This is a genomic window from [Actinomadura] parvosata subsp. kistnae (genome assembly GCF_900323885.1).
Taxonomy (GTDB): Bacteria; Actinomycetota; Actinomycetes; order Streptosporangiales; family Streptosporangiaceae; genus Nonomuraea; species Nonomuraea composti.
In genome coordinates this window covers 112581-131748 of record NZ_OOHJ01000015.1, presented here as the reverse complement: position 1 = coordinate 131748, position 19168 = coordinate 112581, and the positions used below count along the sequence as shown (strand labels likewise).

19 protein-coding genes and 1 pseudogene are annotated in these 19168 nt (G+C 71.3%); all 20 read left to right on the top strand.

Annotated features, from left to right (window positions below):
* Positions 1-26: 26 nt before the first annotated feature.
* The 20 genes and pseudogenes from KIS93_RS68350 to yajC all read left to right on the top strand — a co-directional run bounded on the left by KIS93_RS68350 (position 27) and on the right by yajC (position 19107).
* Positions 27-353: a CDP-alcohol phosphatidyltransferase family protein gene (locus KIS93_RS68350; protein WP_335673892.1), complete on the top strand. Its 327-nt coding sequence runs from the start codon at positions 27-29 to the stop codon at positions 351-353.
* A gap of 2 nt (positions 354-355) precedes the next feature.
* Positions 356-655, top strand: coding sequence for a hypothetical protein (locus KIS93_RS68345; RefSeq protein ID WP_335673891.1), 300 nt, complete (start codon positions 356-358; stop codon positions 653-655).
* On the top strand, positions 652-1563 hold the full coding sequence (locus KIS93_RS15280) for a phosphatidylinositol mannoside acyltransferase (RefSeq protein WP_080036940.1): 912 nt from the start codon (positions 652-654) through the stop codon (positions 1561-1563). Before KIS93_RS68345 ends, KIS93_RS15280 begins: the two co-directional genes overlap by 4 nt.
* The gene (locus KIS93_RS15275; RefSeq protein ID WP_080036941.1) at positions 1560-2690 is read left to right on the top strand and encodes a glycosyltransferase family 4 protein; all 1131 of its coding nucleotides are present in this window, start codon (positions 1560-1562) and stop codon (positions 2688-2690) included. The genes KIS93_RS15280 and KIS93_RS15275 overlap by 4 nt, the downstream gene beginning before the upstream one ends.
* Positions 2687-3229 carry a hypothetical protein gene (locus KIS93_RS15270; protein WP_080036942.1) on the top strand — a complete coding sequence of 181 codons (543 nt, stop codon included), beginning with the start codon at positions 2687-2689 and terminating at the stop codon, positions 3227-3229. The genes KIS93_RS15275 and KIS93_RS15270 overlap by 4 nt, the downstream gene beginning before the upstream one ends.
* A 63-nt stretch (positions 3230-3292) precedes the next feature.
* Positions 3293-4309 carry a DUF3048 domain-containing protein gene (locus KIS93_RS15265; RefSeq protein WP_230465996.1) on the top strand — a complete coding sequence of 339 codons (1017 nt, stop codon included), beginning with the start codon at positions 3293-3295 and terminating at the stop codon, positions 4307-4309.
* Positions 4310-4414: 105 nt separating this feature from the next.
* Complete coding sequence (pdxS, locus tag KIS93_RS15260; protein WP_080036944.1) at positions 4415-5329, top strand: pyridoxal 5'-phosphate synthase lyase subunit PdxS; 915 nt, start codon at positions 4415-4417, stop codon at positions 5327-5329.
* A 242-nt stretch (positions 5330-5571) separates the two neighbouring features.
* Positions 5572-7254, top strand: a complete 1683-nt coding sequence (locus KIS93_RS15255) for an alkaline phosphatase D family protein (RefSeq protein WP_080036945.1) — start codon at positions 5572-5574, stop codon at positions 7252-7254.
* Positions 7255-7630: 376 nt separating this feature from the next.
* Positions 7631-8053, top strand: coding sequence for a MarR family winged helix-turn-helix transcriptional regulator (locus KIS93_RS15250; RefSeq protein WP_080036946.1), 423 nt, complete (start codon positions 7631-7633; stop codon positions 8051-8053).
* Positions 8054-8079: 26 nt separating this feature from the next.
* Positions 8080-8619 (top strand): annotated as a pseudogene (locus KIS93_RS65170) (MFS transporter); the annotation flags it as partial.
* A gap of 134 nt (positions 8620-8753) precedes the next feature.
* Positions 8754-9290 (top strand): MFS transporter, encoded by a 537-nt coding sequence (locus tag KIS93_RS65165; RefSeq protein WP_246005327.1) that lies wholly within the window; start codon positions 8754-8756, stop codon positions 9288-9290.
* 14 nt (positions 9291-9304) lie between these two features.
* Entirely contained in the window at positions 9305-10174 is an 870-nt protein-coding gene (locus tag KIS93_RS15240) for an endonuclease/exonuclease/phosphatase family protein (RefSeq protein WP_080036948.1), read from the top strand.
* Between the two features lie 111 nt (positions 10175-10285).
* Positions 10286-10864, top strand: coding sequence for a pyridoxal 5'-phosphate synthase glutaminase subunit PdxT (pdxT, locus tag KIS93_RS15235; RefSeq protein WP_080036949.1), 579 nt, complete (start codon positions 10286-10288; stop codon positions 10862-10864).
* A gap of 3 nt (positions 10865-10867) precedes the next feature.
* Positions 10868-11620, top strand: coding sequence for a YebC/PmpR family DNA-binding transcriptional regulator (locus KIS93_RS15230; protein ID WP_080036950.1), 753 nt, complete (start codon positions 10868-10870; stop codon positions 11618-11620).
* 217 nt (positions 11621-11837) lie between these two features.
* The gene (locus KIS93_RS15225; RefSeq protein ID WP_186404244.1) at positions 11838-13013 is read left to right on the top strand and encodes a carbohydrate ABC transporter permease; all 1176 of its coding nucleotides are present in this window, start codon (positions 11838-11840) and stop codon (positions 13011-13013) included.
* A 463-nt stretch (positions 13014-13476) separates the two neighbouring features.
* On the top strand, positions 13477-14619 hold the full coding sequence (locus KIS93_RS15220) for a GNAT family N-acetyltransferase (RefSeq protein WP_230465998.1): 1143 nt from the start codon (positions 13477-13479) through the stop codon (positions 14617-14619).
* A 104-nt stretch (positions 14620-14723) separates the two neighbouring features.
* Positions 14724-15254 (top strand): crossover junction endodeoxyribonuclease RuvC, encoded by a 531-nt coding sequence (gene ruvC / locus KIS93_RS15215; RefSeq protein WP_080046503.1) that lies wholly within the window; start codon positions 14724-14726, stop codon positions 15252-15254.
* A gap of 711 nt (positions 15255-15965) precedes the next feature.
* Complete coding sequence (gene ruvA / locus KIS93_RS15210) at positions 15966-16586, top strand: Holliday junction branch migration protein RuvA (RefSeq protein WP_080036953.1); 621 nt, start codon at positions 15966-15968, stop codon at positions 16584-16586.
* A gap of 881 nt (positions 16587-17467) precedes the next feature.
* Positions 17468-18502: a Holliday junction branch migration DNA helicase RuvB gene (ruvB, locus tag KIS93_RS15205; protein ID WP_080036954.1), complete on the top strand. Its 1035-nt coding sequence runs from the start codon at positions 17468-17470 to the stop codon at positions 18500-18502.
* Between the two features lie 212 nt (positions 18503-18714).
* The gene (gene yajC / locus KIS93_RS15200) at positions 18715-19107 is read left to right on the top strand and encodes a preprotein translocase subunit YajC (RefSeq protein ID WP_080036955.1); all 393 of its coding nucleotides are present in this window, start codon (positions 18715-18717) and stop codon (positions 19105-19107) included.
* Positions 19108-19168: the final 61 nt, after the last annotated feature.

Here is a 19168-nt window from a genome sequence, read left to right as displayed (position 1 = left end):
GGGCAAAGAAAGTTGTCAGGCTCGCCATGGCCTACGATCGGACGGCGATGCTCAAACTCCTGCGCCCGGCCATGACCCGGATACTCACCCCGCTGGGCAGGGCCCTCGTCGGCCGCGGGATCGGCCCGAACGCCGTCACGGCGGTCGGCACCCTCGGCACCGTCGTGTCCGCCCTGCTCTTCTTCCCCCTGGGGCACCTCACCTGGGGGGCACTCGTGATCACCGTCTTCGTGCTGTTCGACCTGCTCGACGGCGTGGTGGCCCGGCTCGGCGGGAAGGGGGGCAGCACCTGGGGGCCTTCCTCGACTCCACGCTCGACCGGGTCGCCGACGCCGCCATCTTCGCCGGCCTGATCATGTACTTCATCTCCGTCCACGACACCCTGATGGCCGCCGTGACGCTGGTGTGCCTGATTGCGGGCGCCGTGGTCTCCTACGCCAAGGCCAGGGCCGAAGGGCTCGGGCTGACGGCCGACGTCGGGCTGGCCGAACGGCCGGAGCGGCTGGTGGTGGCACTCGTCGCCGCCTGCTTCTCGGGGCTCGGCGTGCCGTACATCCTGCCCGCGGGCATGTGGCTGCTCGCGGTGGCCAGCCTGATCACCGTCGGCCAGCGCGTGGTGGCCGTGTACCAGCAGACACAGACGAGGGAGCGATGAGCGAAAAGGTGTCCATCGGTGACCGGGTCGTGGCGGCCGGGTTCGCGGCGGGCTGGACGCTGGTGCCGCTGCTGCCCCAGCGCCCGACGGCGGCGGTCTTCCGCTTCCTGGCCGACCGGGTCTGGAGCCGGCGCGGCAAGTCCGTGCGCAGGCTGGAGTCCAACCTCGCCAGGGTGACCGGGCTGCCCGCCGACAGCCCCGAGCTGCGCGAGCTGAGCAGGGCCGGGATGCGCTCCTACTTCCGCTACTTCCACGAGATCTTCCGGCTGCCGTCCATGGACCGCGGCGAGATCGTCCGCCGCACCCACGTCATCGGGGCCGAGCACGTCCACGACAACGTGGCCGCCGGCCGGGGCGTGGTGTTAGCGCTGCCGCACATGGGCAACTGGGACCAGGCGGGGGCCTGGCTGGTGGGCGTGGGCCACCCGTTCACCACCGTCGCCGAGCGGCTCAAGCCCGAGTCGCTGTTCCGCCGGTACGTCGCCTTCCGCGAAGGGCTCGGCATGGAGGTGCTGCCGCTCACCGGCGGCGACGGCCACAACTTCGGCACCCTGGCCAGCCGGGTGCGCAAGGGCGGCGTCGTCTGCCTGCCCGCCGAGCGCGACCTGACCAAGAGCGGCATCGAGGTCACCTTCTTCGGCGCCACCACCAAATACCCCGCCGGGCCGCCGCTGCTCGCCGTCCAGACCGGGGCGGCGCTGCTGCCCGCCACCGTCTACTTCGTCGGCGACGACTGGGGCATCCACATCCACCCCGAGCTGCCCGTCCCCGCCGAGGGCAGCCGGCAGGAGAAGGTCGCCGCCGTGGCGCAGGGCCTGGCCGACGTGTTCGAGAAGGGCATCTCCGAGCACCCCGAAGACTGGCACATGCTGCAGCGGCTCTGGCTCGACGACCTGGAGCCCCGATGAGGGTCGGCATCGTCTGCCCGTACGCGTGGGACGTCCCCGGCGGCGTCAAGCAGCACATCGACGACCTGGCCCAGGCCCTGATGGCGCAGGGCCACGACGTGTCGGTCATCGCGCCCGCGGCCGACGACGAGGAGCTTCCCCCGTACGTGACCGGCGCCGGGCGGGCGATCCCCGTGCCGTACAACGGGTCGGTGGCCCGGATGTCGTTCGGGTTCCTGTCGGCCGCGCGGGTGCGGCGCTGGGTCCGTACGGGCGACTTCGACGTGCTGCACATCCACGAGCCGCTGATCCCGAGCCTGGGCGTGCTGGCCTGCTGGGCCGCCAAGGGGCCGATCGTGGCCACCTTCCACGCCTCGTTCACCCGCTCGCGCGCCATCGCGGTGGCCGAGCCGCTGCTGCGCAGCGCGCTGGAGAAGCTCAGCGGCCGCATCGCGGTCTCCGACGCGGCCCGCAAGAGCCTGGTCGAGCAGTTCGGCGGCGACACCGTGCTCATCCCCAACGGCGTCACCGTCGCCCGCTACACCGAGGCCGAGCCGCTCGACGGATGGGGCCCCGACGGCTCCACGCTCGGCTTCCTCGGCCGCATGGACGAAGAGCGCAAGGGGCTGCCGATCCTGCTCGACGCCTTCCGCACGCTGGCGGCCGAGCGGCCCGACGTGAAGCTGCTCATCGCCGGGCCCGGCGACGAGAAGGACGTCTACGACAAGGTGCCCAAGGAGTTCCGCGACCGCGTGACCGTGCTGGGCATGGTCAGCGAGGCCGACAAGATCCGCGCCTACCACTCCGTCGACGTGTTCGTGGCGCCCAACACCAGGGGCGAGAGCTTCGGCATCGTGCTGGCCGAGGCGATGGCGTCCGGGGCGACGGTGCTGGCCAGCGACATCCCGGCGTTCCGCAAGGTGCTGGGCGACGGGCAGGCGGGCGCGCTGTTCGCCAACCGCGACCCCGCCTCGCTGGCGCGCGAGGCCGCCGCGCTGCTCGACGCGCCCGAGCGGCGCGCCAAGCTGGCCGCCGAGGCGCTGGTCGCGGTGCGCAAGTACGACTGGTCGACGGTGGCGCGCGACGTCGTGCGCGTCTACGAGACCGTCACCACGAGCGGCGCGGGGCGCGTGGAGGAAGATCTGTGACATCCACCATGATCGTGCTGATCGTGGGCATCGTGGTCGTGCTCACGGCCGTCTACATCTCCTGGCGGGCCGGGCGGCTGGACCGCCTGCACATCCGCCTTGAGCTGGCCCAGGAGTCGCTGGACGCGGCGCTGATGCGGCGCCGCGCGGTCGTGCTGGAGCTGGCCGGCTCGCGGCTGCTCGACCCGGCCACGTCCCTGGTGCTGGCCGCGGCGGCGCACGAGGCCAGGTCGGCCGGCCCCGAGGAGCGCGAGCACGCCGAGAGCGACCTGTCGCGCACGCTGCGCGCGGTGGTGGACCAGGAGCGGTTCAGGGAGAAGCTGGCGGAGTCGCCCGGCGGCCGTGAGCTGCTGGAGGAGCTCGACGCGGCGGTGGCCAAGGTGGTCTACTCGCGCCGCTTCTTCAACAACGCGGTCGCGGTGACGCGGGCGGCGCAGGACCGCTGGCTCGCCAGGACGCTGCGCCTGGCCGGGCACACCGAATACCCGCAATTCTTCGAGATTGATGACAATCCGCCCGCAGCTATGGCAACTGAATGACCTGATTTGGGGAAGCCAGTAAGCTTCATCCCGTTTTTCGGGCTGAAGCGAGGAGAGTTACACGTGCGGCTACCCCGGATGATCTCGGTCTACCTGGCCGGAGCGGCCGTGCTGCTGCCGGTGGCGGCCTGTTCCTCGGACGATCCCGCGGCCGGCCAGGCGCCCGCGCCGTCCGCCACGGCGGCGCCCAGCGAGGAGCAGGAAGAGGTCAAGGCCCACCCGTTCACCGGCAAGCCGTACGACGCGCTGAAGCCCGTACTGGCCGTGAAGATCGAGAACACCGCGGCCGGCAAGCCCCAGCTCGGGCTCAAGAGCGCCGACATCGTCTACATCGAGCAGGTCGAGGCCGGGCTGACCCGGCTCATGGCGATCTTCTCCTCCAAGCTGCCGCCGAAGGTGGGGCCCGTGCGCAGCGCGCGCATCTCCGACCTGCACATCGCGCCGATGTTCGGCAAGCCCGCCTTCTCGTACTCGGGCGCGCAGACCAAGATGCTGCCGTTCATCGCCCAGGCGTCGCTGTTCGACGTGGGCGACACCCGCAACCCCGGCGCGTACTTCCGCCAGCCCGGCCGCTTCGCCCCCTACAACCTGTTCGCCAACACCAAGCAGCTCCTGGCCAAGGCCCCCAAGGCGACCAAGGCCAAGGACATCGGCTTCACCTTCGGCGACGCCCCGGCCGAGGGCGGGGTGGACAAGAAGTCGTACACCGTCAAGTGGCCTGCCGCCCGCTTCACCTTCGCCTGGTCGGAGGAGAAGAAGCAGTGGCTCATCTGGCAGGACGGCAAGAAGGACATGGCCGCCGAGGGCGGCCAGCTCGGCGCCCCGACCATAGTGGTCCAGTACACCAAGACCGAGCGCTCGGAGTTCCACGACAAGAACCAGAGCTACACGCCGCTGGTCCACACCACCGGCAAGGGCTCGGCGATCGTGCTGCGCGACGGTAAAGCTTTCAAGGCGCGGTGGGAGCGGGAATCGGAGGAGAGCGGCACGACGTTCACCACTGAGAGCGGCGAGCCGATGAACTTCGCCCCCGGCCAGGTCTGGGTCGCCCTCGCCAGCCGCAAGCCTGTCATTCCGTAGAACTCGGTGGCCGAATCCTGACATCTTGGCATGTCGGGGGAGGGGTCCTCCAGGACCTACGATGGGCTTGAAAGACCTACAGAATCGCCGTGAGAGCCCGTGAGGATGACCGTGTCGACCAGCACGCCAGAAAGCACCCCCGTCACCGGAACCGCGCGCGTCAAGCGCGGCATGGCCGAGATGCTCAAGGGCGGCGTCATCATGGACGTCGTCACCCCCGAGCAGGCCAAGATCGCTGAGGACGCCGGAGCGGTGGCCGTCATGGCCCTCGAGCGCGTGCCCGCCGACATCCGCGCCCAGGGCGGCGTGTCGCGCATGAGCGACCCCGACATGATCGACGGCATCATCAACGCCGTCTCGATCCCCGTCATGGCCAAGGCCCGCATCGGCCACTTCGTCGAGGCCAAGGTGCTGCAGTCGCTCGGCGTCGACTACGTCGACGAGTCGGAGGTGCTCACCCCGGCCGACTACGCCAACCACATCGACAAGTGGCAGTTCACCGTGCCGTTCGTGTGCGGCGCCACCAACCTCGGCGAGGCCCTGCGCCGCATCACCGAGGGCGCGGCCATGATCCGCTCCAAGGGCGAGGCCGGCACCGGCGACGTCTCCAACGCCGTCACCCACATGCGCACCATCCGGGCCGAGATCAAGCGGCTCACCTCGCTGCCCGAGGACGAGCTCTACGTCGCCGCCAAGGAGCTTCAGGCCCCGTACGAGCTGGTCGCCGAGGTCGCCAAGACCGGCAAGCTGCCGGTCGTGCTGTTCACCGCGGGCGGCATCGCCACCCCCGCCGACGCCGCGATGATGATGCAGCTCGGCGCCGAGGGCGTGTTCGTGGGCTCGGGCATCTTCAAGTCGGGCGACCCGGCCAAGCGGGCCGCGGCCATCGTCAAGGCCACCACGTTCTACGACGACCCCGACGTCATCGCCAAGGTCTCGCGCGGCCTGGGCGAGGCCATGGTCGGCATCAACGTCGACGAGATCCCGCAGCCGCACCGGCTGGCCGAGCGCGGCTGGTAACCGGGCGCGTCGTTGCAGGTCATCGCGCTGGACGCGTGAGACGATCACCCCTGGCGGGCCGGTAGGGCCCGGCGGGGGCTGACGATGAAAATTGCCAGATAAGGCGGCATCCGCGAAGGATGTCGCCTTTTTGGTGTTGTGTGGAGTTCACCGGGTGGTCATGATGCTCAGTCAAGCTACGGGGCAGCCCTCGTCCCCTGATCTTCCTCTGCTCGCCCCCTTGATCGTCCCGGGAGCCACCCGTGTCCAAGCTGAACCGCAGGCACTTCCTCGTCACCGGCTTAACCGCGGGCGCCGCCGCGGCGATCCCCGCGGGTGCCGCGCACGCCGACCCCTCTCCTGAGGCCGAGAGCGCCCAGAGCCTCGCCTCGCGCGGCCTGACCACCGACCCCTTCACGCTCGGCGTCGCCTGCGGCGACCCCGACAGCGAGGGCTTCGTCATCTGGACCAGACTGGCCCAGCAGCCCCTCGCCGAGGACGGCTTCGGCGGCATGCCGCAGCGGCCCTTCACCGTGCAGTGGCAGATCTACGCCGACGAACGCGCCCGCCGCGTCGTGCGCGCCGGCGCCACCGTCGCCGCCCCCGAATGGGGACACAGCGTCCACGTCGAGGTGCAGGGGCTCGGCTCCGACCGCGAATACTGGTACCGCTTCCGCGTCGGCCCGTACGTCTCGCCGCTCGGCCGCGCCCGCACCGCGCCGCACCCCCTCTCCTACGGCGGCGCCCTCGCCATGGCCTTCGTCTCCTGCGCCCAGTACGAGCACGGCTACTTCACCTCGTACCGCCGCCTGGCCGAAGAGCACCCCGACCTCGTGCTGCACCTCGGCGACTACCAGTACGAATACACCAAGAACAGCTACACCATCCCCGGCGGCAACGTCCGCCACCACGAAGGCCCCGAGACCGAGACCCTCGCCAACTACCGCCAGCGCCACGCCCAGTACAAGGCCGACCCCGACCTCCAGGCCGCGCACGCCGCCGCCCCCTGGCTCGTCGTGTGGGACGACCACGAGCTCGACAACAACTGGGCCGACGAGGTGCCCGAAAAGCCGGAGATCCCCCAGCCGAACTTCCTCAGCAGGCGCGAGGCCGCCTTCCGCGCCTACTACGAGAACATGCCGCTGCGCCGCACCTCCATCCCGCGCGGCATCGACATGCAGCTCTACCGGCGCATCCGCTGGGGCCGCCTGGCCACCTTCCACATGCTCGACACCCGCCAGTACCGCGACGACCAGGGTTGCGGCGACGGCTACCGCGACTGCCCCGCCGCCGTCGACCCCGCCCGCTCCATCACCGGCGCCGCCCAGGAGGAATGGCTCCTGCACGGCTTCCGCCACTCCCGCGCCCAATGGGACATCCTCGGCCAGCAGGTCTTCTTCGCCCAGCGCGACAACAACGAAGGCCCCGCCAAGGTCACCTCCCAGGACGCCTGGGACGGCTACGTCGCCTCCCGCCGCCGCATCACCCAAGGCTGGATCGACGCGCAGGTCCGCAACCCCGTCGTCCTCACCGGCGACGTCCACGCCCACTGGGCCAGCGACCTCAAACTCGACTACGACGACCCCACCGGGCCCACCGTCGGCTCCGAACTGGTCGCCACGTCGATCTCCACCGGCGGCAACGGCGCCGACTCCGACCCGGCATCCCACCCGTTCCTGGCCATCAACCCGCACCTGAAGTTCTACAACAACCAGCGGGGATACGTGCTGACGAAGATCGAGCGCTCGCAGATGTCGGCCGACTTCAAGGTCGTGCCCCAGGTGCAGACGCCTGGGGGATCGGTCTACACCCGGGCCACGTTCGTCATCGAAGATCGGGTGCCGGGGGTGCAGCAGACGTACCTGAGGCCGTTGGACCCGACGTTGCGCAGCCGGGGGGCCATGACCGTGGAGGAGACGGTGCGGCTGGAGACCGAGCGGCCGTAGGGGGCGTCCGGTTCGTCCGCCTTTCCTTCCGCCTCTCCTTCCGCCTTTCCTCCGCATTTCGGCTGCTCGCGGAGGGCGGACCAGCGTGGGCACGCCTCACCTCCTGTGCGTGCCCACGCTTCCCCGCGCCCCGCGCCCCGCGCCCTGTGCCCCGCGCCCCGCGCTGCACCCTCCGCCCTGCGCCCCGCTCTGCGTGCTCGCCCTCATGCCCGCTGCGCCCCGTGCCGCGTCCCGCAGCGCCCTGTCCCAGGCGCCCGGCCTCCTCCCGCGCCCCTTCTCCTGTGTGGTCGATTGCCGGCCCGTCGCGTCGGTGGCGCAGGCTTCCGTGCTTCGGCAAGAGGGGAATATTAGTCAGGCTAAGTTAGTTGGGCTAAGTATGAGGGACGATCCCACCCACCTGGCCGAGCAGGTCTCGGCGGTGCTCAGGCACCTGGTCCTCCTGCTCAGGCGCACCGTCGCCGGCCAGCCCGTCACCAGCCAGCAGTACGGCGTCCTGGGCTCGCTGGAGGCGGGGCCGCGGCGGATGACGGAGCTGGCGGAGGAGCATGCCGTGCAGCTGCCCACCATGACCGTCCAGATCAACCGCCTGGAGGACGCGGGCCTGGTGGCGCGGGGCTCGGATCCGGCCGACGCGCGCGTCAGGACGGTCGAGCTCACCGTCGAGGGCCGTGACCGGCTGCGGGCCGTACGGCAGGCCAGGGTCGCCCATCTCACGCGTGAGCTGGAGGCGCTCACCGAGGACGAGCGCGCCACGCTCGCGGCCGCCCTGCCCGTGCTGGCGAAGCTCGGCCGCTCATAAAGAGAGCCTGTAGGAGAAGGAGCAACATGCAAACCGGCGGCGGAATCCTCCGCCAGCCCGTGTCCGTCTGGGCCACCGCGTTCGCCGCGGTCGTGGCCTTCATGGGCATCGGGCTGGTCGATCCCATCCTCCCGTCCATCGCCCAGGGTCTGAAGGCCACCCCCAGTCAGGTCTCCCTGCTGTTCACCAGCTATTTCCTGGTCACCGCCGTGGCCATGCTGATCACCGGCTGGGTGTCGAGCCGGATCGGCGGCAAGCGCACGCTCCTGATGGGGCTGGTGCTGGTCGTCGTGTTCGCGGCGCTGGCCGGCACGTCCGGCAGCGTCGCGGAGCTCGTCGGGTTCCGCGCGGGCTGGGGGCTGGGGAACGCGTTGTTCGTGGCCACCGCCCTGGCCGTGATCGTGGGTGCGGCCAGCGGGGGCGCGGAGTCGGCGATCATCCTGTACGAGGCCGCGCTCGGCCTCGGCATCTCCCTGGGCCCGCTGGTGGGCGCGCTGCTGGGTGACTGGAACTGGCGGGCCCCGTTCTTCGGCACCGCCACGCTCATGGCCGTCGGCTTCGTGCTGATCGCCACGATGCTCAGGGCCACGCCGAAGCCGGCGCGGAAGACCCGCCTGAGCGCCCCCATCAGGGCGCTGGCGCACGGGGCCTGTCCACGACGGCGTTCACGGCGCTGTTCTACAACTTCGCGTTCTTCACGGTGCTGGCGTTCACGCCGTTCATCCTCGGCATGTCCGCGTACGGCATCGGCGCCGTCTTCTTCGGCTGGGGCGTCTGCGTGGCGCTGTCGTCGGTGTTCGCGGCGCCGCCGCTGCAGCGCAGGATCGGCTCGGTGAACGTGCTGCACCTGGCGCTGGCCCTGCTGGCCGTCTTCCAGATCGGCATCGCGCTGTCGGGGCACGCGGGGATCATCGTGTTCACGATCCTGTCCGGCATCCCGATCGGCCTGAACAACACGGTGTTCACCGAGTCGGCCATGGAGGTCTCCGACGCTCCCCGGCCGGTCGCCTCGGCGGGCTACAACTTCGTGCGCTGGATGGGCGGCGCGCTGGCTCCGTTCGTCGCGACGAAGCTGGGCGAGGAGGTGGGGGTGGCGGTGCCGTACGTGCTGGGGGCGCTCTGCTGCGCGGTCGGCATGATCATCCTGTACGCCCGCCGTCACCACCTGCGCAGCCTGTCGCGCGTTGACGCGGATCACGTCGTGCACGACACCGCCCAGGCAGCAGCCACCATGTGACAACATGTCCCACCATGTGGGGACATGTCCTGCTGCTCCTGGCGAGCCTGAGCATGCTGCCCGCACCGCAGCAGCCGCACCCGGCCGCGAGGGCGACCCTGTCCGTGATGACCTGGAACGTCTGCGCCGGCACCAACTCCGCGTGCCGCCTCTACCGGGCCGGCCCCGCCGAGCTGGCCGAGCAGATCGGCAGGCAGGCACTCACCCGCCGCACCGACGTGCTCTTCCTCCAGGAGTTCTGCACGGGCGCGGCGGGCACCCTGGAGCTCTGGCTCGAACAGCACACGGGCAGGCCCTGGTCGATCGCCTCCTGGGGCCTGACCACGCACGACGGCAAGCCGTACGCCTGCCACCCCGACCTGCTCGGCCGCCCGCGCGGCGCGCAGAGCGTCGCGGTCGCGGTGGCGGGCGAGCGGGTCGCCTTCGAGGTCCACGAGCTGCCCGCCCCGCCCTGGTACGTCAGGCGCGCCGCCGTCTGCGCGAACCTGCCCGCCAGGAAGGTCCGCGCCTGCGGCACCCATCTGTCCGCGGGCACGTCCTACGACGACCGGCAGCCGGGCGCCCCGTACCGGACCAAACAGCTCGAACGCCTGCTGGAGATCTCCGCCGAACCGGGCTACCGCAGCGTCGTCGGCGGCGACCTCAACGTCTCACCCCCCGACAGCGGGTACGGCGGCGCCGCCGGCCGCCGCGCCGTGGCCCCCTTCTACCGCGTGTACGAGGAGTGTGGCCAGCGGGGCGCGCGGCGTACCGGAGGCTGGACCAGGGAGGGCAAGAAGCTCGACTACCTCTTCGCCCCCAAGGGCAGCGTGCGGCGCTGCCACGTGGACCGCGGCGTCACCCTGTCGGACCACAAACCCGTCCACGCCGAGATGGCCCTGTAGGCGTGCACCGCCTGCGGCGTTCCGCCCGGAGACGGTCCCCCGGCCGGAAGATGTCCGGCCCTCCTGGTGTTGAATGTTCGGAACCCGTACACCCGGACGAAAGGATCGACTGTGCCCGCGATCGGTGTGCTCGCCCTTCAAGGAGACGTGCGCGAGCATGTGCGCATGCTCCAGGAGGCAGGCGCCACGGCCACCGCCGTACGCCGCCCCGCCGAGCTGGACGCGGTCGACGCCCTGGTCATCCCCGGCGGCGAGTCGACCACGATGTGGAAGCTCGCCGAGACCTTCGACATGCTGCAGCCGCTGCGCCTGCGCGTCAAGGAGGGCATGCCCGCCTACGGCTCGTGCGCCGGCATGATCATGCTGGCCGACCGGATCGAGGACGGCATCGCCGGGCAGCAGACCATCGGCGGCATCGACATGGTGGTCAGGCGCAACGCGTTCGGCCGCCAGGTCGACTCCTTCGAGTCGGATCTCGACTTCGCGGGGGAGCGGGTGCACGCGGTCTTCATCCGGGCTCCCTGGGTCGAATCCATCGGCGCGGACGTCGAAGTGCTGGGCAGGTGCGAGCCTGGGGATAGGATCGTCGCGGTCCGTCAAGGGCCGTTGCTCGCTACGTCGTTCCATCCCGAGCTCACCGGGGACGTACGCGTGCACCGTTACTTCGTAGACATGGTGAGGGAGCTCTAGGTAATGTCCGGCCACTCCAAATGGGCGACGACGAAGCACAAGAAGGCCGCGCTCGACGCCAAGCGCGGCAAGCTGTTCGCCAAGCTCATCAAGAACATCGAAGTGGCGGCCCGGACCGGTGGCCCTGACCCGGACGCCAACCCCACCCTCTTCGACGCCATCTTCAAGGCGAAGAAGAACTCCGTGCCCAACGACAACATCGAGCGGGCGCGCAAGCGTGGCGGTGGCCTGGAGGCGGGCGGCGCCGACTGGCAGACGATCATGTACGAGGGTTACGCGCCCGGCGGTGTCGCGGTGCTCATCGAGTGCCTGACCGACAACCGCAACCGCGCCGCCTCCGAGGTGCGCGTCGCCCTCACCCGCAACGGCGGCTCGCTGGCCGACCCCGGGTCCGTCTCGTACATGTTCAACCGCAAGGGCGTCGTGATCGTGCCCAAGACCGACGGGCTCGACGAGGACACCGTGCTGATGGCCGTGCTCGACGCGGGCGCCGAGGAGGTCAACGACCTGGGCGACACCTTCGAGGTCGTCTCCGAGGCCGGCGACCTGGTGCCGGTGCGCAAGGCGCTGCAGGACGCCGGCATCGACTACGACTCGGCGGAGTCCAGCTTCCTGCCGACGATGAGCGTGCCGCTCGACGAGGAGGGCGCCAAGAAGGTGTTCCGCCTCATCGACGCGCTGGAGGACAGCGACGACGTCCAGAACGTCTTCGCCAACTTCGACGTCTCCGACGAGGTGCTGGCGGCGCTCGACTAGCCCGTACGGACGCGGATCACGCGAAGGGCCCGGCCGGCGCCGGGCCCTCCGTCGTGCTCGCCTCTGTGGTCGTGCTCGCCCTCTGTGAAGGGCGCTCATGCCCGTAGTGAAGGTGCTCATCCCGGCATCGCCGCACATCCGGGCATATGACGGCCACTTCCGCGCAACGCGTTTCGTGGCGTGCGCGAGGGGCCGGGGCAGCGTAGGGTCTGGCGACGTGACTTCCCCCACCCCTCCTCAGGCTTTCGTCGTCCCGCCCGCCCTCGGCTGGCTCCTGGCCGTGCCCGCGCTGCTCGGCGCGCTCATCACCCTGGTGCTGCCGACCGCCCAGACGATCTGGCTCAGCTTCCAGAGCGGCGGCGTCCTGCGGGAGAGCACCTACGTGGGGATGGCGAACTACGGCAAGCTGCTGGGCGACAGCGGGTTCTGGCAGGCGCTCGGGTTCACGCTCTCGCTCACTGTGATCCCGCTGCTGGTGGCCGTGGTGGTGGGGCCGCTGCTCGCGCTGGCGCTGGACCGGGCGGGCACGTGGCCGCGCCGCGCGGGCCGGATCGCGCTCTCCCTCGCCGTCGTCGTCTTCTCGCCGGTGGCGGTCGCCGGCGCCTGGCTGCGCGGCCTCATGCCGAACGCGTCGGGCCTGGCCACGCTGGCCGAAGGGCTGACCGAGCCCGGCACCGCCCCGGGGACGATGCGGCTGATCGTCGCGGCCGGCACGTTCGGGGTGGTGTGCGCGCTGGCCGTGATCGCGTTCCTGCCCGCCCTGCGCGGAGGCACGCCCGGGCCCGCGACGCTGGTCGTCGGGGTGCTCGTCGCGCTCGCCGTGGTCGCCGTGGGGCTCCAGACGTTCTCGCTCGGCCTGGTGCTCACCAAGGGAGGCCCTCAGCGGGCCACAGAGACGCTGGCGGGGCTGCAGTACGACTTCGCCTTCCGGCAGGCCCAGTTCGGGCCTGGGGCGTCCGTGGCGGCCCTCACGGGGGTGATCCTCGGCGTGCTGGGGATCGTCGCCACGGTCGTCGCGGTGACGGCGCGCCTGCGCATCACCCTGACGCCCCGCACCCCGTCCCCGATGCCCGACGGAACCTCATCGGCCCCGCGCCCGCCCCCGGGAGGGTGGCGGCCAGCGTCGGGGCGCTCGTGGTCGTCATCGCGATCGCCCTCGTCCTCGCCTGGCCCTGGATGGACGGCGTGCTCGCCTCACCCCCCTCCACCCCCGCCGGGAGCTTCACCACCCAGCTCACCACCTGGGCGCCCGCGATCACCGGAGCGGTCGTGTCGGTCGGCGTGGCCTACCTGGCGGCGCTCGGCATCGGCGGCCTGCGCCCGCTCGGCCGCGCCAGCGAGTGGCTGCTGCTGCCGTTCGCCCCCTGGCTGTTCGTCGGCGCCGGCCCGCTGACCGTCGCGAACTGGCAGAACGTCCACAACCTCGGCCTCATCGACTCCTTCCCCGCGCTCATCCCGCCGCTGCTGGTGAGCGTCCCGGCGCTGTTGGTGCTCACGCTCCTGTGCAAGGGCCTGGCCGAACGGGCGGACGGCGACTTCTTCGGCGGCGTGTTCCTGCCGTCCCTGCCCATGGCGGGCATCCTGGCCGGCGCCGTCACCCTCGTGAACGCCCACGACCTGCTCTGGCCGCTGCTGGTCATCCAGAAGCCGGGCATGTTCACCGCGCCGGTCGCGCAGGTGCAGCAGCTCAGCGGCTACGACGGGACCGCGCCCGACCTGGGCGCCGCCACGCCGCTGGTCGTGGTCGCCGTCGCGCTGGCCGCTCTCGTGGCCGCGCAGCTCCTCTACCTCGACCGGCTCGCGATCCAGACAAACCGCTCGCACGCCCGCACATCGGCTGCGTAGGGTGACGGCTTGTGGAAATACGCGACCTGACTCCCGAAGATCTCGACGACGTCCTTGACCTGCGTAAGCGCTCGTTCGGCCCGCTGTCGGCCGACGACAGGGAGAGGTGGCGCAAGGCCGTCCTCCCGGCGCTGGGGGAGGGGCGTTACCTGGGGGCGTTCGACGGCACGCGGCTGGCCGCGGCGGCGCGTCTGCGCAGGTTCACGCAGTGGTGGCACGGCAAGCCGCAGCCGATGGCCGGGGTCGCGGGCGTCACCGTGAACCCGGAGGACCGCGGGCTCGGCGTCGGCACCACGATCATGCGCGCGGTCGTCAACCGCGCCGCCGAGCTCGGCGACGCCGTCTCCGCGCTCTTCCCGGCCACCACCGCCATCTACCGCGGGGTCGGCTACGAGCACGCCGGGGCCCAGTACAACGTGCGCCTGCCGGCCGAGTCGCTGCGCGGGATCCGGCCGGCGGCGCCGGTCAAGCTGCGCCGAATGGGGCCGGGCGACGCGGCCGAGCTGATGGCCGTCCTGCACCGCGCGCACGGCGCGGCCCGGTCGAGCGGGGCCATCTCCTGGGACGAGGACACCTGGAACCTGTGGCTCGCCAACGAGGACGACTTCCTCTACCTCGCCGACGACGGCTATGCCGTCTACCGGTGGAAGGGCGACGCCATGGAGGTCGAGAACATCGTCGCCGCCTCCCCCGAGACCCTGCGGGCCCTGTGGTCCCTGGTCGGCAGCGCGTCCACGATCGCCCGCGAGGTCGTCGCCTCCGTGGCGCCGGACGACCCGGTGCTGTGGCTGCTGCGCGAGCGGACGAAGGAGCAGGTCCAGCAGGTGCGCTGGATGTTCCGCGTGCTGGACGTGGCCACCGCCGTGGCCCGGCGCGGCTTCCCCTCGCACGTGACCTGCGAGGCCGTCGTGACCGTGGACGACCCGATCAGGGGCGGAGGCACGTGGCGGCTGGACATCTCCGGCGGATCGGGCGCCGCGACGCCCGTCGAGCAGCCCGGCGTCACGCTCTCAGTGAACGGATTCTCCGCCCTCTACGCCGGAATCCCCACCCGCACCCTCCGCCTCGCCGGCCTCATGACCGGACATGACGGATACGACCAGGCACTCGACGCCGCCTTCGCCGCCAAGCCGTACATGCTCGACTACTTCTGACCTCGCCGGACGCTCGCCGGATCTTCGCGGCCCGCTGCGCGCCCACCCTCGCCGGAGTAAAGTCTCATGCCGAACAGATGTTCGGCGACGGAAGGGCGGGGCCGGTGCGGGTGATGGGCGTCGATCCAGGGCTGACCCGATGCGGCGTCGGCGCGGTCGAGGGGCGCCCGGGCGCACCACTGAGCCTCGTGGCTGTCGGAGTGGTGCGCACCGGGGCCGACGAGGAGCTCGGGGCCCGGCTCGTCGGCATCGAGGCCGGCATCGAACGCTGGCTCGACGAGATACGTCCCGACGCGGTGGCGGTGGAGCGGGTCTTCAGCCAGCACAACGTCCGCACGGTCATGGGCACCGCGCAGGCGGCCGGCATCGCGATCCTCTGCGCGGCCCGCCGCGGCCTGCCCGTGGCCCTGCACACGCCGTCGGAGGTCAAGGCCGCCATCACCGGCAGCGGCACCGCCGACAAGAAACAGGTCGGCACCATGGTCACCCGCCTGCTGCGGCTCGCCGAGATGCCCAAGCCCGCCGACGCCGCCGACGCCCTCGCCCTGGCCATCTGCCACGTGTGGCGCGGCGGCGCCCAGCACCGCCTCTCCCAGGCCCTGTCCCGCGCCACCCGCCGAAACCCCACCCGATGACCTCCCGTGGCCTCTCACCCCACGCCGCGCCCGCACGCAAGCCCACGCACACTGCGGGCCACGTATGCCACGGCCATGTGCGCGAGGGCCACGTGCGCGAGGGCCACGTGCGCGAGGCCCACGCATGCCACGGACGCCCGCGCTGTCGCCATGCACATTGCCGCCACGTGCGCCGCAGCCACGTGCGCGCCACGGCCATGCGCGTGCTGCGGCCACCTGTGCTGCGGTTACGCGAGCTGCCGTCGCCTGCGCCAAGGCCAGGGCGCGAAGTGCGGTCACCTGCGCTGCGCACGCGCGCTGTCGCCATGTGCGTGCCAGGGTCATGCGCGTGCCACGGCCAGGTGTGCTGCCGCTATCCGCGCGCCGTTGGCGTGCGCTGCGGGCCGGAAGACGTGGCACCCCGGTTCGCCGGAGCACGCTTTGCTGGAGCGCGGCAGGGCACGGCACCCTCGGCAGGGCGCGGCGTGGCAGGGCGCGGCGCGGCACGGCGCGGTCCGGCAGGGCGCGCTCCGGCACGGCGTGGCAGGGCGCGGCTTGGTGTGGTGCGTGGCCACGACCCGGGACAGGGCTTGGGCCGCGGTCGTGGTGGTGCGGGAGGCGGATCGTGGGGTGCGGCGCGTCGTGAGTGGGCTTCGGGGCGTGGAGTGCGCTATGAACAGGAGCCGGTGATGGAAGCTGGATCGTGGTGGGGTCAGTGACAGGAGGACGGCTGTGATTGCGTCGGTGGCGGGCAAGGTGACGGCGATAGCGCCGGACGGAGCCGTGATCGAGGTGGGCGGCGTCGGCATCCTCACCCACTGCACCCCCGGCACCCTGGCGACGCTGAGGATGGGCGAGGACGCCCGCCTGGCCACGTCGCTGGTGGTGCGCGAGGAGTCACTCACCCTGTACGGCTTCGCCACCGAGGACGAGCGCGCCGTCTTCGAGCTCCTGCAGACCGCCAGCGGCGTAGGCCCCAAGCTGGCCCTGGCGATGCTGGCGGTGCACACGCCCAACACGCTCCGGGTCGCGGTGACCTCCGGCGACGTCAAGGCGCTCACGCAGGTGCCGGGGATCGGGCAGAAGGGGGCGCAGCGCATTATCCTGGAGCTGAAGGACCGGCTCGGCACACCGGAGGAGGCCGTCAACGCGGCGCTCAACGGGGATCGGCGGGTGGCGGTGTGGCGGGACCAGGTCCACTCGGGCCTGGTCGGGCTGGGCTACTCCAGCAAGGACGCCGACGAGGCGGTCGCCGCCGTGGAGCCGGACGCCGACGCCGAGCTCGCCGCCGGCCGTCAGCCCCAGGTGGCCGCCCTCCTGAAGGCCGCCCTCCGCTCCTTGAGCGTCCGATGACCCCCGTCCGCCTTGCTCGCCCGCTCACCTGCACGGACTCCACCGGCCCCGCCCGCCCTTGTCGAGGTGGGCGAGTAGGGAACTCACCCCCGGCACCGGGCAGGGCCCGCGCCTGGTACGGCGCCATGTCCATGCTGAGGTGAGAGCTGCGCGCCACAAGGTGACATCTTCGGACCCCCAGGCACCAAAGCCCGACGACGGCACGGCCTCAAGGCACCGCCGCCTGCTGGCCGCCGCCCACAAGCCGGCGACCGGGCCCGTACCGGCCTGTGCCGCGTCTGCCGTTCAGCTCATGGCGGCCGGTGATGCGTCGTTCGTGCGGCCGGCGCCAGCACATGAAGTGTCGTTCGTGCGGCGGGCGTCGGCCGTTGGAGCGTCGACTGTGCGGCTCGCGCCAGCCCGTGCGTCGTCGATCATCCGGCCCGCGTCGGCCTGCGGGGCGTCGGTCGTGGGGTTGGCGTTGTCTTGCGATGTGGCGGCTGTTCGGCCTGTGCAAGCCGGCGGGGCGTGGGTCGCGCGGCTCGCGCCGGCCGGCGGTGTGTCGGTTGTGCGGCCGGCGTTGTCTCGCGATGCGGTGGCTGCTCGGCCAGTGCAGGCCGGCGGAGCGTCGGTCGCGCGGTCGGCGCGGGCTTGTGATGTGGCGGGCGTTCGGCCCGTGGCGGACGGCGATGCTTCGGTTGTGCGGCTCGCGTCGACCCGCGCAGTGTCGGTCGTGAGGCTGGCGCCGGCCGGTGAAGTGCCGGTCGTGGGGCTGGTGCTGGCTTGTGGTGCGGTGGACGGTCGGCCCGTGGCGGTCCGGCGAGGGCGGGCCGGGGAGCGTGGGGCGGTCGTTCAGTGGCGTCGAAGGTGCCGGATGGCGGTCAGCGGGAGGAGGTGCGGGCGTGGGGTTTGAGCGGGAGGAGATTCTTTCGTCCACGGCCGGAGGGGACGAGCTGCAGATCGAGGCCGCGCTCCGGCCCAAGCGGCTCAGCGAGTTCATCGGCCAGGGCCGGGTGCGTGAGCAGCTTTCGCTGGTGCTGGAGAGTGCCCTGCGCCGGCAGAGTCCGCCCGATCATGTGCTGATGAGCGGGGCGCCGGGGCTGGGCAAGACGACGCTGGCGATGATCATCGCGGCGGAGCTGAACGCGCCGCTGCGCATCACCTCGGGGCCGGCGCTGGAGCGGGCCGGTGATCTGGCGGCGATCCTGTCGACGCTGTCCGAGGGTGAGGTGTTGTTCATCGACGAGATCCACCGCATGGCCAGGCCGGCGGAGGAGATGCTGTATCTCGCGATGGAGGACTTCCGGGTCGACATCGTGGTCGGCAAGGGGCCGGGTGCCACCGCGATCCCGCTGGACATCGCGCCGTTCACGCTGGTGGGGGCCACCACGCGGGCGGGGTTGCTGCCGGCGCCGCTGCGTGACCGGTTCGGGTTCACCGCGCACATGGACTTCTACGAGACGGCCGAGCTGGAGCAGGTGCTGCGCCGCTCGTCCGCGCTGCTCGGGGTGGATCTGCCGGACGACGGCGCGCACGAGATCGCCAGGCGTTCGCGGGGCACGCCGCGGATCGCGAACCGGCTGCTCAGGCGGGTGCGGGACTTCGCGGACGTGCGCGCCGACGGGGTGATCAACCGTGACATCGCGGCGGCGGCGCTCAACCTGTACGAGGTGGACGGCGAGGGGCTCGACCGGCTCGACCGGGCGGTGCTGGGCGTGCTGCTGAAGAAGTTCGGCGGGGGCCCGGTCGGTCTGTCGACGCTGGCGGTGGCCGTGGGGGAGGAGCCGGAGACGGTCGAGGTGGTGGCCGAGCCGTTCCTCGTACGGCAGGGGCTGCTGGCCAGGACCCCGCGCGGCCGGGTGGCGACGGCGGCGGCGTGGGTGCACCTGGGCATGACTCCGCCACCAGATGCGTTCGGAGCGTCACTTTTCGAGTGATCACAGATCGGTTGCAACCATTTCAAAATGGGAACTTCCCCGCGCGCCGAAACGCTGCCTCGTTGCCGCGTTTCGCAACAAGCGCCTACACTCCGTGGCTTGGCTGGCTGTGTAGGCTGACGGGCTGAGCGGCGCGGCCCCGACGCAACGCACGGAATTTCCGGCGCGAGGCCGGTGTCAACTTCTTGTACGACAATGGAAGGTCGCCCCTTATGGACATGGGACAACTCAGCAGCATCCTGCCGCTGATTCTGCTGGTGGTGGTGTTCTACTTCCTGCTGATCCGCCCGCAGCGCAAGCGCCAGCAAGAGGCGATCAAGATGCAGAACTCCCTGGCCCCCGGCACCCGGGTCATGACCACGACGGGTCTGTTCGCGAACGTCGTGGCCGTGGACAACGAGGATGTCATCCTCGAGATCGCGCCAGGGATCGAGACCCGCTGGGTGAAGGCCGCGATCGGCCGCGTCGTCACTCCCGGCGACACCCCGGTGAGTGACGACGAGTCGGCCGCTGACCAGGTCGAACTCGGCGAAGAGGGCAAGAGGGAGTCCGAGGCCACCGTAGAGCGCGACGGCGACCAGGGCTCCAGTACCAAGCAGTCCTGACTAAGCTCTGCGACAAACCTCTATCCGAAAGAACTGACGACCAGTGGCCCGACCGACCAGC